Source organism: Mycobacterium sp. 2-64 (genome assembly GCF_035918375.1).
GTDB lineage: Bacteria > Actinomycetota > Actinomycetes > Mycobacteriales > Mycobacteriaceae > Mycobacterium > Mycobacterium intracellulare.
Window position 1 is genome coordinate 4,932,568 of record NZ_CP142361.1, and the last position, 15,026, is coordinate 4,947,593.

16 protein-coding genes are annotated in these 15,026 nt (G+C 69.0%); 2 read left to right on the top strand and 14 right to left on the bottom strand.

Annotated features, from left to right (window positions below; translation table 11 throughout):
- Nucleotide 1: 1 nt before the first annotated feature.
- Nucleotides 2-772, bottom strand: coding sequence for an alpha/beta fold hydrolase (locus QGN31_RS23065; RefSeq protein WP_014941216.1), 771 nt, complete (start codon nucleotides 770-772; stop codon nucleotides 2-4).
- Between the two features lie 61 nt (nucleotides 773-833).
- Between QGN31_RS23065 and mhuD the strand changes: the two genes are divergently transcribed.
- Both mhuD and QGN31_RS23075 read left to right on the top strand, forming a co-directional pair.
- Nucleotides 834-1,154: a mycobilin-forming heme oxygenase MhuD gene (mhuD, locus tag QGN31_RS23070; RefSeq protein WP_043954357.1), complete on the top strand. Its 321-nt coding sequence runs from the start codon at nucleotides 834-836 to the stop codon at nucleotides 1,152-1,154.
- Nucleotides 1,129-2,493 (top strand): serine hydrolase, encoded by a 1,365-nt coding sequence (locus tag QGN31_RS23075; protein WP_026071445.1) that lies wholly within the window; start codon nucleotides 1,129-1,131, stop codon nucleotides 2,491-2,493. Before mhuD ends, QGN31_RS23075 begins: the two co-directional genes overlap by 26 nt.
- A 24-nt stretch (nucleotides 2,494-2,517) precedes the next feature.
- On the opposite strand, the gene clpC1 is transcribed toward QGN31_RS23075, so the two are convergent.
- The 13 genes from clpC1 to folE form a co-directional block, all read right to left on the bottom strand.
- Nucleotides 2,518-5,061, bottom strand: coding sequence for an ATP-dependent protease ATP-binding subunit ClpC (gene clpC1, locus QGN31_RS23080; protein ID WP_008263504.1), 2,544 nt, complete (start codon nucleotides 5,059-5,061; stop codon nucleotides 2,518-2,520).
- A 336-nt stretch (nucleotides 5,062-5,397) separates the two neighbouring features.
- The gene (lsr2, locus tag QGN31_RS23085) at nucleotides 5,398-5,736 is read right to left on the bottom strand and encodes a histone-like nucleoid-structuring protein Lsr2 (protein WP_008263502.1); all 339 of its coding nucleotides are present in this window, start codon (nucleotides 5,734-5,736) and stop codon (nucleotides 5,398-5,400) included.
- Nucleotides 5,737-5,863: 127 nt separating this feature from the next.
- The gene (gene lysS, locus QGN31_RS23090; protein ID WP_008263500.1) at nucleotides 5,864-7,360 is read right to left on the bottom strand and encodes a lysine--tRNA ligase; all 1,497 of its coding nucleotides are present in this window, start codon (nucleotides 7,358-7,360) and stop codon (nucleotides 5,864-5,866) included.
- Nucleotides 7,361-7,410: 50 nt separating this feature from the next.
- A complete protein-coding gene (locus tag QGN31_RS23095) occupies nucleotides 7,411-8,226 on the bottom strand; it encodes a type III pantothenate kinase (protein WP_008263499.1) in 816 nt (271 codons plus the stop codon).
- 2 nt (nucleotides 8,227-8,228) lie between these two features.
- Entirely contained in the window at nucleotides 8,229-8,648 is a 420-nt protein-coding gene (panD, locus tag QGN31_RS23100; protein WP_008263496.1) for an aspartate 1-decarboxylase, read from the bottom strand.
- Complete coding sequence (gene panC / locus QGN31_RS23105; RefSeq protein WP_008263493.1) at nucleotides 8,648-9,586, bottom strand: pantoate--beta-alanine ligase; 939 nt, start codon at nucleotides 9,584-9,586, stop codon at nucleotides 8,648-8,650. Before panC ends, panD begins: the two co-directional genes overlap by 1 nt.
- A complete protein-coding gene (locus QGN31_RS23110) occupies nucleotides 9,583-10,494 on the bottom strand; it encodes a Rossmann-like and DUF2520 domain-containing protein (protein WP_008263492.1) in 912 nt (303 codons plus the stop codon). Before QGN31_RS23110 ends, panC begins: the two co-directional genes overlap by 4 nt.
- 114 nt (nucleotides 10,495-10,608) lie before the next feature.
- On the bottom strand, nucleotides 10,609-12,033 hold the full coding sequence (locus QGN31_RS23115) for a DUF6779 domain-containing protein (protein WP_014381726.1): 1,425 nt from the start codon (nucleotides 12,031-12,033) through the stop codon (nucleotides 10,609-10,611).
- 86 nt (nucleotides 12,034-12,119) lie between these two features.
- Nucleotides 12,120-12,596, bottom strand: a complete 477-nt coding sequence (locus tag QGN31_RS23120; RefSeq protein ID WP_014941212.1) for a DUF3180 domain-containing protein — start codon at nucleotides 12,594-12,596, stop codon at nucleotides 12,120-12,122.
- Entirely contained in the window at nucleotides 12,596-13,114 is a 519-nt protein-coding gene (gene folK / locus QGN31_RS23125) for a 2-amino-4-hydroxy-6-hydroxymethyldihydropteridine diphosphokinase (RefSeq protein ID WP_043955590.1), read from the bottom strand. Before folK ends, QGN31_RS23120 begins: the two co-directional genes overlap by 1 nt.
- A gap of 64 nt (nucleotides 13,115-13,178) precedes the next feature.
- Nucleotides 13,179-13,568: a dihydroneopterin aldolase gene (gene folB, locus QGN31_RS23130; RefSeq protein WP_014941210.1), complete on the bottom strand. Its 390-nt coding sequence runs from the start codon at nucleotides 13,566-13,568 to the stop codon at nucleotides 13,179-13,181.
- A complete protein-coding gene (gene folP / locus QGN31_RS23135; protein WP_085978329.1) occupies nucleotides 13,561-14,412 on the bottom strand; it encodes a dihydropteroate synthase in 852 nt (283 codons plus the stop codon). The genes folB and folP overlap by 8 nt, the downstream gene beginning before the upstream one ends.
- Nucleotides 14,409-15,011 (bottom strand): GTP cyclohydrolase I FolE, encoded by a 603-nt coding sequence (folE, locus tag QGN31_RS23140; protein WP_014378981.1) that lies wholly within the window; start codon nucleotides 15,009-15,011, stop codon nucleotides 14,409-14,411. Before folE ends, folP begins: the two co-directional genes overlap by 4 nt.
- Nucleotides 15,012-15,026 lie beyond the last annotated feature (15 nt).

Sequence of the window (15,026 nt, forward strand, 5' to 3'; positions counted from 1 at the left end):
ATCACGCCCGCGGATGCGGCGCGGCCAGGAAAGCCTGCACCGCTTCGCGGTATTGGCCGGGCGCTTCGTCGTGGATCAGGTGACCCGCTTGCGGAACACGCAAATACGTTGCGGCATGGCCGCTTTCGGCCATCTGTCGCATCTGGCCCGGCGGCGTGACCGAGTTGCCGGCCTCGATGAGCAGCGACGGGGCACGCACCGCCCGCCACTGCGCCCAGTAGTCGCGGGTACCCCACTCCGCGGCGATCTCGATCCATCGCGAGGTGTGACCGTGCAGCCGCCACCCGGTTTCGGTGCGGTCGAACGCCTCCAGGAAATACTTCCCGGCGACGGGCCCGAATTCGGCGAATACCTGCTCCGCGGAATCGAATTCGACCGGAAGCGCGTGCAGCCAAGGCTCCCACGGGCCGGTGGTGCGGCCGCGAAAGTCTGGAGCCATGTCCTCGAGCACCAGAGCGGAAACCAGTTCGGGGCGCTGCGCGGCCAGGCACCACGCGTGCAGGGCACCCATCGAATGCCCGACGATCCTGACCCGCGCGCCCAACTCGTCCACCGCGTCACCCAGGTCGGCCACGAACCGCTCGGTGCTGATCGGGTGCGGATCGTCGACGTCGCGCCCCCGATGCCATGGCGCGTCGTAGCTGTAGACGGTGCCCAGGCGGGTCAGCCACGGCAGTTGACGCGTCCACGTGGTCCCGCGCCCCATCAGGCCGTGCACCAGCACCAACGGCTCGCCGCGTCCCCCGTGACGCGTCAACAAATCGCCGGGCATGTCACCATCTTGCGTGGACCGCCCTAGTTGAACGGCGCGGGGGGCGGGGTAGCCTAGCGGCATGCCGCCTGTGGTGAAGATCAACGCAATCGAAGTTCCCGCCGACGCCGGCCCCGAACTGGAGAAGCGGTTCGCCCACCGCGCGCACGCGGTGGAGAATCAGCCCGGTTTCCTCGGCTTCCAGTTGCTGCGCCCGGTCCAGGGCGAGGACCGCTACTTCGTGGTGACGCACTGGGAGTCCGACGAGGCGTTCCAGACGTGGGCGAAGGGTCCGGCCATCGAGGCCCACGCCGGCCATCGGGCCAACCCGGTGGCGACCGGGGCGTCCCTGCTGGAATTCGAGGTTGTGCTGGACGTTGCCGCAAACAAGCAGGCTGGCTAGCGGGCGGTCGGCCTGGCGCCGCGCGCTGGCGCTGAGCGCCGCCACCACACTGATCGTCACCTCGGCGCCCGGCTGCGCCCCCTCCCCCTCACCGCAGGCGAACGCGGCAAATTCGGGACGGCAGATCGACACCCGGACCCCGCCCGGCATTCGGGCCCAGCAGACGTTGGACATGCTCAACTCGGACTGGCCCATCGGGCCGGTCGGGGTCGGCACGCTGGCCGCCGCCGACAAGGTCGAGTCGGTGCAGACCACCATGGAGGCGCTGTGGTGGGATCGCCCGTTCGCCCTCGACGGCGTCGACATCGGTGCGAGCGTGGCCACCCTGCACCTGACGTCGTCCTACGGTGCCCGCCAAGACATCCGGATCCACACCGACGACGGCGGGTGGGTGGACCGGTTCGACCTGGACACCCGGGCGCCGACGGTCAAGTCGTGGCAGGACATCGACGCGGTGCTGAGCAAGACCGGCGCGCGCTACTCCTATCAGGTCGCCAAGGTCGACGACGGCCACTGCAACCCGGTGGCGGGCACCAACGCCCGCGAATCCCTGCCGCTGGCATCGATTTTCAAGCTGTACGTGTTGCATGCCCTGGCCGGCGCCATCAAGAACGGGACGGTGTCCTGGGATGACCAACTGACCGTCACCGACAAGAGCCGGGCCGTCGGCTCGTCGGGTTTGGCGCTGCCCGCCGGGGCCCACGTCTCGGTTCGCAAGGCCGCCGAGAAGATGATCGCCACCAGCGACAATATGGCCACCGATCTGCTGATCGGAAAGTTGGGCACGCAGGCCATCTCCGAAGCGCTCGCCACGGCCGGCCATCACGACCCGGCCAGCATGACGCCCTTCCCCACCATGTACGAGCTTTTCTCGGTCGGCTGGGGCAGACCCGACCTGCGCGGCCAATGGGAGCACGGGTCCCCCCAGGTGCGGGCCCAACTGCTTCAGCAGGCGAATTCCACGCCGTACGACCCGGATCCGATGCGCGCCCACTCACCCGCGTCCTCGTACGGCGCGGAGTGGTACGGCAACGCCGAGGACATCTGCCGGGTCCACGCGGCGCTGCAGGCCGACGCCGTCGGCGAGGCCGCGCCGGTGCGCGAAATCCTCTCCGCGGTGGCGGGTATCCAGCTGGACCGCAACGTGTGGCCCTACATCGGCGCGAAAGCCGGTGGCCTGCCGGGTGATTTGACGTTCAGCTGGTATGCCGTCGACAAGACGCGGCAGCCCTGGGTGGTCAGCTTCCAGCTGACCTGGCCGCGCGACCACGGGCCGACCGTGACCGGCTGGATGCTGCAGGTCGCCAAGCAGGCCTTCGCGTTGATCGCGCCGCGATAGCGCCGGCGCCGCGAGAACCGCTCGCTACTGCGGGTCCGGCCCCTGCGGCGCGGCGTGCGCCCCGGCCTTGGCCAGGTCCGGCTCGGCCGGCGGCTTGCGGGTGCCGGTGAAGGTGAACTTCGCGTCCTCGCCGGCGCTCTCGCCGTCCCAGTTGTCGACGTCGACCGTGACAACCTGGCCGGGACCGACCTCCTCGAAGAGGATCTTCTCCGAGAGCTGGTCCTCGATCTCGCGCTGGATGGTGCGCCGCAGCGGACGGGCACCCAGCACGGGGTCGAAGCCGCGCTTGGCCAGCAATGCCTTGGCCTTGTCGGTCAGCTCCATCGCCATGTCCTTGCTCTTGAGCTGGTTGCCGACGCGCTGGATCATCAGATCGACCATCCGGATGATCTCGTCGCGGGTCAGCTGGTGGAAGACGATGATGTCGTCGATGCGGTTGAGGAACTCCGGGCGGAAGTGCTTCTTCAGCTCGTCGTTGACCTTCTGCTTCATCCGCTCGTAGTTGTTCTCACCGCCACCCTGGGTGAAGCCCAGGCCGACCGGCTTGGAGATGTCGGACGTGCCGAGGTTCGAGGTGAAGATCAGCACGGTGTTCTTGAAGTCCACCGTGCGTCCCTGACCGTCGGTGAGCCGACCGTCCTCGAGGACCTGCAGCAGGCTGTTGTAGATCTCCTGGTGCGCCTTCTCGATCTCGTCGAACAGCACCACGGAGAACGGCTTGCGGCGCACCTTCTCGGTGAGCTGGCCGCCCTCCTCATAGCCGACGTATCCCGGCGGGGCGCCGAACAACCGCGACGCGGTGAACCGGTCGTGGAACTCGCCCATGTCGATCTGGATGAGCGCGTCGTCGTCGCCGAACAGGAAGTTCGCCAGCGCCTTGGACAGCTCGGTCTTACCGACACCGGACGGGCCGGCGAAGATGAACGAACCCGACGGGCGCTTGGGGTCTTTCAGCCCGGCGCGGGTGCGGCGGATCGCCTTGGAGACGGCCTTGACGGCGTCCTCCTGGCCGATGATCCGCTTGTGCAGCTCGTCCTCCATGCGCAGCAACCGCGTGGTCTCGGCCTCGGTGAGCTTGAACACCGGGATGCCCGTCCAGTTGCCCAGCACCTCGGCGATCTGCTCGTCGTCGACCTCGGCGACCACGTCGAGATCGCCGGAGCGCCACTGCTTTTCGCGCTCGGCGCGCTGGGCCACCAGCTGCTTCTCCCGATCCCGCAGGCTGGCCGCCTTCTCGAAGTCCTGGGCGTCGATCGCCGATTCCTTCTCCCGGCGCGCGTCGGCGATCTTCTCGTCGAACTCGCGCAGGTCTGGCGGCGCGGTCATCCGGCGGATCCGCATCCGGGCGCCCGCCTCGTCGATCAGGTCGATCGCCTTGTCCGGCAGGAACCGGTCGTTGATGTAGCGGTCGGCCAGGGTGGCCGCCGCGACCAGCGCCGGGTCGGTGATCGAGACCCGGTGGTGCGCCTCGTAGCGGTCGCGCAGGCCCTTGAGGATCTCGATGGTGTGCTCCACCGTCGGCTCCCCGACCTGCACCGGCTGGAAGCGGCGCTCCAGGGCGGCGTCCTTCTCGATGTACTTGCGGTACTCGTCGAGCGTGGTGGCGCCGATCGTCTGCAGCTCGCCGCGGGCCAGCTTGGGCTTGAGGATCGACGCGGCGTCGATCGCGCCCTCGGCGGCGCCCGCACCCACCAGGGTGTGCAGCTCGTCGATGAACAGGATGATGTCGCCGCGGGTGTTGATCTCCTTGAGCACCTTCTTGAGGCGTTCCTCGAAGTCACCGCGGTAGCGCGAGCCCGCGACCAGCGAGCCCAGGTCCAGCGTGTAGAGCTGCTTGTCCTTGAGTGTCTCCGGGACCTCGCCGTGCACGATGGCCTGCGCCAGGCCCTCGACGACGGCCGTCTTGCCGACGCCGGGCTCGCCGATCAGCACCGGGTTGTTCTTGGTGCGCCGGCTCAGCACCTGCATCACCCGCTCGATTTCCTTCTCGCGGCCGATGACCGGGTCCAGCTTGCCTTCCATCGCGGCGGCCGTCAGGTTGCGGCCGAACTGGTCGAGCACCAACGACGTCGAGGGGCTGCCGGACTCGCCACCGCGGCCACCGGTGCCCGCCTCGGCGGCCTCCTTGCCCTGGTAGCCACTCAGCAGCTGGATGACCTGCTGGCGCACCCGGGTCAGCTCCGCGCCCAGCTTCACCAGCACCTGCGCGGCCACGCCCTCACCCTCACGGATCAGGCCCAGCAGGATGTGCTCGGTGCCGATGTAGTTGTGGCCGAGCTGCAGCGCCTCGCGCAGGCTCAGCTCGAGAACCTTCTTGGCGCGCGGGGTGAACGGGATGTGGCCCGACGGCGCCTGCTGGCCCTGGCCGATGATCTCCTCGACCTGGCTGCGAACGCCCTCGAGCGAGATGCCCAGCGACTCCAGCGACTTCGCCGCGACGCCTTCGCCCTCGTGAATCAAACCCAGCAGGATGTGCTCGGTGCCGATGTAGTTGTGGTTGAGCATCCGGGCCTCTTCTTGCGCCAGGACGACGACCCTGCGGGCACGGTCGGTAAATCTTTCAAACATCGGGTTACCTGCTCTCCCTCAACATCGGTACAAACTAGTTAGCGGCCCTTCGAACAACCCTGCCGGTCCCCTGTGGCCGGAATCGCGTACCTGCCATCCACTGTAATGGTCGGCTTGCCGGCGGACCTAACCTTGTGCGGCCTCGTTCGCTGTCGACGCAACTCGGTCGTTCCGGCCCTGATCTCACTTGCGACTGCCTGGGGCTTTACCCGCCGTATCCCAAGAAACGTTGCAATGTCCCAATTCGTTTCCCGGGACGCCCGACCATCGTTTCGCGCCGAGCGAAATGACAAACCGGCGCCCGGGCTTGGGGCCCGGGCGCCGGTTTGAAGACTGTCAGGTTGCGGCGTGGAACGCGTCGATGACGTCGGCCGGGATGCGGCCGCGCGTCGACACGTTGTGCCCGTTCCGGCGAGCCCATTCGCGGATCGCCGCGCTCTGCTCACGGTCGATGGCGCCGCGCCCGCGTCCCGAGCCGGACCGCCCCCGCCGGCGGCCGCCGACGCGGCGACCGGCTTCCACCCACTGCTTCAGATCCCCGCGAAGTTTCGCGGCATTCTTGGACGAAAGATCAATCTCATAGGTCACCCCGTCAAGCCCGAATTCGACCGTTTCGTCGGCTGCGCCGGCACCGTCGAAATCATCGACCAAGGTGACGGTCACTTTTTTTGCCATTGGCTCACCCTCGCATTTCGTCCTGAGCAGTTGCTGAGCAGATTGGATCGACCTCCCCGGTCACCAATCTGCCATAACAACGCAGCATACTCAATCTGTACGGGCGTTGCAGGGTTGAGCTTTTCGACTACGAGTGTGGCCGAACAATGGGGAACAAAACTGTCTCCCGAATTGACAGTCCGGTCAATGTCATCAACAACCGGTCGATACCCATTCCCGTTCCGGTACATGGCGGCATCGCATACTCGAGTGCGGCAAGAAAATCCTCGTCGAGCACCATGGCCTCGTCGTCGCCGGCGGCCGCCGCGCGCGCTTGGGCGGCGAACCTCTCCCGCTGCACGACCGGGTCGTTCAATTCCGAGTAACCGGTGGCCAGCTCGACCCCGCGCACATACAGGTCCCACTTCTCGGTGACGCCGGCGATGCTGCGGTGCTGGCGCGTCAAAGGTGTTGTCTCGACCGGGAAGTCCCGCACGAACGTGGGTGCGACGAGCGCGTTGCCCACCGTGTGCTCCCACAGCTCCTCGACGATCTTTCCGTGTCCGTAACCACGGTCGCGCGGGATCTCGACGCCGAGGCGATCGGCGATGCCGAGCAGCTTTTCCACCGTCGCCTCCGGCGTGATCTCTTCACCGAGCGCCGACGACAACGACGGGTACATTTCGATCGAAGCCCATTCTCCGTCTATGTCGTAGACACTGCCGTCGGGCAGCGGTAGTTGTCGGGTTCCGATCGCCTCGTCGGCGACCTCTTGAATAAGCTCGCGCGTCACAACCGCCGAATCGTCATACGTTCCGTACGCCTGGTAGGTCTCGAGCATGGAGAATTCGGGAGAATGCGTGGAATCCGCACCTTCGTTTCGAAACACGCGATTTAGTTCGAAAACTCTGTCGAAACCGCCGACCACGCACCGCTTGAGGAACAGTTCCGGTGCGATCCTCAAGTAGAGATCGATGTCCAGCGCATTGGAATGTGTGATGAAGGGCCGCGCGGCCGCGCCGCCGGCGAGCGTCTGCAACATCGGGGTTTCGACTTCGAGAAAGCCGCGGCGCTCCAATGCGTTGCGGATGGCGCGGATGACCGCGATCCGCTGCCGGGCGACCGTGCGCGCCTGCGGGCGGACGATCAGGTCGACGTAGCGCTGCCGCACCCGCGCCTCTTCACTCATCTCCTTGTGCGCGACCGGTAGCGGACGCAACGACTTCGACGCCATCCGCCACGAATCGGCCAGCACGGACAATTCGCCGCGCCGTGAGCTGATCACGTTGCCGTGCACGTAGACGATGTCGCCCAGGTCGACGTCGGCCTTCCACGCGTCGAGGGATTCGCGGCCCACCTTGTCGAGGCTGACCATCACCTGCAGCGTGGTGCCGTCGCCCTCCTGCAGCGTGGCGAAGCAGAGCTTTCCCGAGTTGCGGGCGAAGATCACCCGGCCGGCGACGCCGACGACGTCGTCGGTCGCGGTGTCGACCGGCAGGTCGGGGTGGGCGGCGCGGACCTGCGCCAACGTGTGGGTGCGTTCGACGGCGACCGGGTAGGGGTCGCGCCCCTCGGCGAGCAGCCGAGCGCGCTTGTCCCGGCGGATCCGGTACTGCTCGGGAATATCTGGCTCGTCGGCACTCACGACGTGCCAGCTTAAATCAACTCTCGTGGTGCCCTTGACCGGCGGGCGCCCTAGCGGGCGGTCTTCAGCCGGCCGCGCTGGGCGTCGCGGTTGCGTTCGAAGACCAGCCGCAGGCCGTGCAGGGTCAGGTGCTGTTCGTAATGGCTGACGGTCTGCAGCTCGGGCAGCAGCAGGGGCGCGGTGTGTCCGGTGGCCACGATGGCGACGTCGTCACCGGCAAAGCCGTCCACGTCGTCACGGATGCGTCCGACCAGGCCGTCGACCAGACCGGCGAACCCGAACACCGCACCGGCCTGCATGCACTCGACCGTGTTCTTGCCGATCACCGAACGGGGCCGGGTCAGCTCGACGCGGCGCAGCGCGGCCGAGCGGGCCGCCGCGGCATCGGAGGAAACCTGCAGCCCGGGCGCGATCGCGCCGCCGAGGAATTCGCCCTTGGCCGACACGACGTCCACGCAGATCGAGGACCCGAAGTCGATGACGATGGCGGCCTGACCGAACTTGTGAAAGGCCGCCAGGCAGTTGACGATTCGGTCGGCGCCCACCTCTTTGGGGTTGTCCACCAGCAGCGGGATGCCGGTGCGCACCCCGGGCTCGATCAGCACGTGGGGCACCGACGGCCAGTACTGGTCGAGCATGAGCCGCACCTCGTGCAGCACCGAGGGGACGGTCGACAGCGCGGCGGCGCCGGTGAGCCGCTCGGAGTCGTCGCCGATCAATCCGTCGATGGTCAGCGCCAATTCATCCGCGGTGATCTCCGATTCGGTGCGGATCCGCCACTGCTGCACGACGTTTGCGTGCTCCTTGGCGCCCGATATGAGCCCGACGACGGTGTGGGTGTTACGGACGTCGATCGCCAGCAGCACGGCTACCGCGCAACGATCCGGGGATCCAGCAGCTCGGCCGCGTCTTCGGGCACGAACGCCGGGTCGTGGCCGAGGTCGACCGGTTTGTTGTCGGCGTCGACGAAGACGATCCGCGGCCGATACGCCCGGGCCTCCGCCTCCTCCATGGTCCCGTACGCGATCAGGATCACCAGGTCGCCCGGGTGGACGAGATGCGCTGCGGCACCGTTGATCCCGATCACGCCGCTGCCGCGTTCGCCGGTGATGGCGTAGGTGACGAGGCGGGCGCCGTTGTCGATGTCGACGATGGTCACCTGTTCGCCTTCGAGCAGGTCCGCCGCGTCCATCAGATCGGCGTCGATGGTCACCGAGCCCACGTAGTGCAGGTCGGCCTGCGTGACGGTGGCCCGGTGGATCTTCGACCTGAGCATCGTCCGTAGCATCAATTCCTCCAAGGTGATTGGGCGTATTCGTGATTGCCGTCCGGCCCTGAGGTGCCGGCGGGTGTTTCGATCTGCATTTCGATGTTGTCCAGCAGCCTGGTGGTGCCCAGCCGGGCGGCGACCAGCAGCCGGGCCGAACCGTGGGCGGGCGCCGGCCCGAGCCCGGCGTCGCGCAGCTCGAGGTAGTCGACCGTGAGCGCGGGGACGGCGTCGAGCACCGCGCGCGCCGCGTCCAGCGCGGCCGCGCCGCCGTGGTGCGCGGCGTGGGCGCCAGCAGTCAGCGCGGCCGAAAGCGTCACCGCCAGTTCGCGTTGCGTGGGGTCGAGGTAGCGGTTGCGCGACGACATCGCCAGGCCGTCGGATTCCCGGACGGTCGGCACCCCGACGACCTGGGCGTCGATGTTGAGGTCGGCGACCATCTGGCGGATCATCACCAGCTGCTGATAGTCCTTCTCGCCGAAGAAGATCCGGTCCGGGCGCACGATCTGCAGCAGCTTGCACACGACGGTGAGCACGCCCGCGAAATGGGTGGGCCGGTGGCGGCCCTCGAGCTCGGCGGCCAGCGGTCCGGGCTGCACCGTGGTGCGCAGCCCGTCGGGATACATCGCGGCGGCCGTTGGGGCGAAGACGATTTCGACGCCTTCTGCGCGCAGCAGCGCGAGGTCGTCGTCCATGGTGCGGGGATAGGCGTCGAGATCCTCACCGGCGCCGAATTGCAGGGGGTTGACGAAGATCGAGACCACGACCACCGAGCCGGGCACCCGCTTGGCCGCCCGCACCAACGCCAGATGGCCGTCGTGCAGCGCGCCCATGGTGGGCACCAGCATCACCCGGCGGCCGGTGTGGCGCAGGGCGCGGCTGACGTCGGTGACATCACGCGGGTTCGGGTACAGGTTGAGTTCGCCCGCCTTGAAGGCCGGGGGTTTTGCTCGGGTCATGGCGCCAGCACCTCCACGACGTCCTGGGGGGCGTGCGCGCGCTGCGCGGTTCGCAGGGCGTTCACCCGATACGCCTGCGCCAGTTCGGGTCCGACCCCGGCCAGGGCCGCCAGATGCCCGGCGACCGCGGCGGCGTCGCCGCGCGCGACCGGGCCGGTGAGCGCGGCCTGCCCGCGTTGCAGGGTGTTCTCCAGCGCCGCCCGGGCCAGCGGGCCGACGATGCGTTCGGCGATGCCGCCCGGCTGGTCGTCGACGGACTGTTGGCCGAGCAGCTCGCTGCCCCGCAGCGCGGCGCGCAGCGCCTCCAGGGCGTCGGCGAGCACGGTCACGATGTGGTTGCCCGCGTGGGCCAGCGCCGCGTGGTAGAGGACGCGGGCGTCCTCGGCGACGCAGAACGGCTCCCCGCCCATCTCCAGGACGAGCGATTGACCGATCGCGTACCCGACCTCGTCGGCCGCCGTGATGCCGAAGCAGGTGTCCGGCAGCCTGCTGATGTCCTCGTCGGAGCCGGTGAACGTCATGGCCGGGTGGATCGCCAGCGGGATGCAGCCCTGCGCGGCCAGCGGCGCCAGGACGCTCACCCCGTTGGCGCCGGACGTGTGGACCACGATGGTCCCGGGCCGCACGGCCGACGTCGCGGCCAGCCCGGATACCAGGCCGGCGAGTTCGCTGTCGGGAACCGCGAGCAGTAACAGCTCGGCGCCGGCGGCGACGTCGGGCGGCGTCGCCACCGGGGTGTCGGGCAGGCGGCGCTGCGCCCGCTGCCGCGACGCATGGGAGATGGCGCTGCACGCCACCACGACGTGGTCCGCGCGCTCCAGCGCGACACCGAGCGCGGTGCCCACCCGGCCGGCGGAGATGATTCCCACCTTGAGCCTGGCCGGGCGCAGACCGTCGAACTGCACCATCGCAGACGACCTCACAGATTTCTTGTTCGTTCCGGTCCCACCAGGTGGGTACCGTTCGGTCACCAAGACTCTAGTCGATCACCAGGCGTTTCCCAATGTGAGGAAGCTCCCAGCTCAGCCTTCGCGGCGGCGACGCCGGCCGCCCTCGGAGGGCTGCACCTGCAGGCGGGCCAGCAGGTCGGCCACCGACTGGCCGCCCGTGGCGGTGGTCTCTCCGGCGGCGCCGGCGTCCTCGCGCTGGGGATCACCGCCGTGCCGGGGCGTGTGCTCCGGTGCCGGCGGCGGCGCCAGCCGCGGCGGCGGGGGCGCGCCGGCGGGCGGGCCCTGCTGCACCGGGGGCTCGGGCGGCGGGGGCGGCGCCGGGGCCGGTGGCTCGGTGCCGGGGGCGAAACTGCGCACCCCGTAGTCGCGGTACTCCGCCGAATGGCGTGACCGTGCCCGGCGGCCGGACTCGGCGTAGGGCGGTTGGGGCAGGGGCTCGACGGGCAGGCCGTCCCAGGCTTCGTCTCGGTATTCGTCCCGGGCTTCGTCCCGAGGTTCGTCTCGGGACTCGTCGGGGCCCGAATGCCGGGCGCGCCGCCGCCCGCCCGCCGGTTCCCCGGGGGCGTCGGCGCCGGTCCAGTTGCTGCCCGGTGTCCCGGGTGGCAACCACTGGCCTTCCGCGGCCGTCGGCTGCCAGTCCTGGCGGTGCCGCTCCGCCCGGGGCGCAGGCTGTGGTTCGGGCTCCGGCGGAGCCTGCGGTTCGGGTTCGGGTTGCGGTGGCGGTTGCTGGCGGGGTTCGAACCGGGGCTCCGGCGGCGGTGGGGCGTAGGCCGGCTCCGGCGCCGGATACGCGGGTTCTTGGGGCGGTTCGTACTGGTAGCGGGGCCGTTCCCGACGGGGTGGCGGCGGTTGGCGGGGCGGCAGTAGGGGTTCTTCGGGGACGTCGATGATGGCCGTCTCGTCGGCGCGGCCGCGCGGGTTGTCCTGGGGCACCGACGTGACCCGATCGCTGGGCACCCAATCGACGGGGTTGTCGCGGGGGGTCTCGCCGTTGCGATCCCACTCGCTGTAGGCGCGCTCCGGTTGCGGCTCGCTCTCGACGGTCCCGAGCGCGGGGCGGTGCGCGAGGTCGGTGTCGAACAGGATTTCCAGGCTGGTGCGCAAGGCGCTCAGCTCGGCGCGCAGCTCGGCCAGATCGTCGGCGGCCTGGGCGCGCAACTCGGAGGCCAGCTCGCGACGCAGCTGGGACTCCACGGTCAGTTCGTATTCGCGCCGGGCCGAGATCTCCCGGTCGAGCTGGAGGTCGTAGACCAGCTTGAGATCGCGGACGCGGGCCTGATCGGCGTCGCTTTGGCGGCGATAGAGCACGGAAACGAAGGCGCCGGCGACTGCGGCCCACAGCGCCAGGATTACAGCGAGCTTGAGGAGTTCCACCCGATTGGTGAAAACCAATGCGGAACTGGCACCTATCGCGAGGACCAGCAACGCGGTCAAGAGCACCCACCCCGGCCTGCGGCCGCCGCGCCGCACCCGGGCGCCGCGGGACAGAACGGTCATGGCCTGACTGTACCTGCGCGAGGTCAATCCGCGTGTCGCCCTGCTCCGGCGATTCTCACCTGGGTTGATCCGCCGATCGATCGGCGCTAGGTTTCGGCGCCCTCGCCGCGCTCGGTCGGGTCGTACGGGGACTTGCAGCAATGTTGCAGCCACAGCGCGGCGACCACCAATGCCAGCGCGCTGATGGCCGCCACCACCGTTCCGGTGGTGTCCTCGGCGGCGGCCCGCAGCCAGGACCGGCGCGGCAGGAAGTACACCAGCAGTCCCACCCACCAGCCCAGCATCAACGCCCCCACCCAGGCCGACGCCTTGGCGACCATCAGGCTGCGTGCCACCGCAAGCGGATGCAACCTGCCCCGACCGGGGCCGATTTCGCCGTCGGCGATCTTGGCGCGCACGTAGCGCGCCCACAGCGCCTCGCCGATGGCCACCGCCAGCAACGACAGGCCGGTCAACACCGTGATCGGGGGAAACCACCGGTACAGGCCGTTGACCAGCAGGTAACCCAGCACGGCGGCGCCGACCACCGCGGCCGTCAGCTCACGCTTGCGGGTGGGCCCCATCAGGTCGTGAGCTCGAGCATCAGGTCCGAGCGCCGTACGGCGGCACGGTCGGCGGGCTCCAGTTCGGCCAGCAACTGCGCGACGGGACGCGGCCCTTCGGCGACCGTCAGCCGAGCGTCCGGGTCGACCGCCAGCCAGGGGATCAGCACGAAGGCCCGCAAATGGGCCAGCGGATGCGGCAGCGTCAGGTTGTTCTCCCGCGAGGTCACCTCGGCTTGCCCGTAACAGGCGATCAGGTCGACGTCGAGGGTGCGCGGCCCCCAGCGCTCGCCGCGGACCCTGCCCGCCGCGCGCTCGAACTCCTGCGCCCGGGCCAGCCAGCCCTGCCCGTCGCAGGCCGGGTCGTCGGCGATCAGCACCGCGTTCAGGAACGGCGCCTGATCGACCCGGCCCCAGGGGTCGGTCTCGTACACCGGTGACACGGCGAGCACCGTGTCCCCCAGCCCGTCGACGACCGACTGCAACCGCGCCAGCCGGTCCCCCAGGTTGGACCCGATGGACAACACCACTCTGGTCATCGCCGCCACTCCTCGATCCCGGCTCCGCACAGGACCGAGCCGGCATCATCGTCGTCAACACGCGTCATAACGGCACCACCGAACCCCGGCCACCGCGCCGGGACCGCCGCACCACCACCGAGACGTCGGCGAACTGCTGCGGGATCGGGGCCTGCGGCTTGTGCACCACCACCTCGACGGCGTGCGCGCGTTCGTCGTCCATCACCTCATCGGCGATCTGGGCGGCGACGGTCTCGATCAGGTTTCGCGCGGGTCCCGCCACGACGTCGGCCGCCAGCCGGGCCAGCGCGCCGTAGTCGTAGGTGTCGGTCAGGTCGTCGGTCGCGGCGGCCGACGCCAGGTCGATCCACACGGTGACGTCGACGACGAAGTCCTGCCCGCTCGCGCGTTCGTGGTCGAAAACCCCGTGTTGCCCGCGAACCTTCAACCCGCGCAACTCGATTCGATCAGCCATCGTGTTCAGCCAGCCCAGTGTGCGTCTCGTCGTTCCACGCCGCCACGACCTTGAGCGCATCGACCGTGGCGCGCACATCGTGCACCCGTACCCCCCAGGCCCCGTGCAGCGCGGCGAGCGCGGAAATCACCGCGGTCGCCGTCTCACGCCCGTCGGGCGGCCGCGGCGAACCGTCGGGCCCGGCCAGCAACGTACCGAGGAACCGTTTGCGCGACGCGCCCAGCAGCACCGGGATCCCGGTGGCGACCAATCGCGGCAGCGCATGCAGCAGCGCCCAATTGTGTTGTCCCGTCTTGGCGAATCCCAGACCCGGATCGATCATCAGCTGAGCGGGTTCGACACCGGCGGACACCGCGGCGTCGACACTGGCAAGCAACTCGGCGCGTACCTCGGCGACCACGTCACGATAGTCCGGGGCCGCGTGCGGACGCTGCGTTGACACGGAGCGCCAATGCATCAGCACCCAAGGCACTTTCGCCTCGGCCAGCAGCGGCGCCATGGCGGGATCGGCCCGGCCGCCGGACACGTCGTTGACGATCCGCGCGCCGCTGCACAGCGCCGCCCGCGCGACGTCGGCGTGCATGGTATCGATGCTCACCGTAATGCCTTGCGAGGAAAGCTCTTTGACGACGGGGACGACCCGGGAGGCCTCGACACGGGCGTCGACGCGCGTGGCACCGGGACGGGTGGATTCTCCCCCGACGTCGACGATGTCGGCGCCGTCGGCGGCCAGCGCCAATCCGTGTGCCACGGCTTTGTCGGGGTCGAGATAGCGGCCGCCGTCGGAGAACGAATCGTCAGTGACGTTCAGAACTCCCATTACCTGCACAGGCGCCAGGCTCACTTCCGCAGGATGAGGTCGAGCGCCTCGGCTCGAGAAGCGGCGTTCGTTTTGAATATTCCGCGCACCGCCGAGGTCGTGGTCGTCGCTCCGGGCTTGCGGACACCGCGCATCGCCATGCACAGGTGCTCGGCCTCGACCACGACGATCACCCCGCGCGGATTGAGCTTTTTCACCAGGGCGTCGGCGATTTGGCTGGTGAGCCGTTCCTGCACCTGGGGCCGCTTGGCGTACAGATCGACCAGTCGCGCGATCTTCGACAGGCCGGTGACCCTGCCGTCGTTGCCCGGGATGTAGCCGACGTGGGCCACCCCGTGGAACGACACCAGGTGGTGTTCGCACGTGGAGTACAGCGGGATTTCCTTGACCAGCACCAACTCGTCGTGATCCTCGTCGAACATGGTGTTCAACACGCTGTCCGGATCGGTGTAGAGCCCGGCGAACATCTCCCGGTAGGCGCGGGCGACGCGGGCCGGGGTTTCCCGCAGGCCGTGCCGGTCCGGGTCTTCGCCGATCGCGCACAGCAACTCGCGGACCGCGGCCTCGGCACGGTCCTGGTCGAAGACCCGCATCTTGGACATCGCGGTGTCCGGCAGTGCCATCGAATCCTCCGTTTG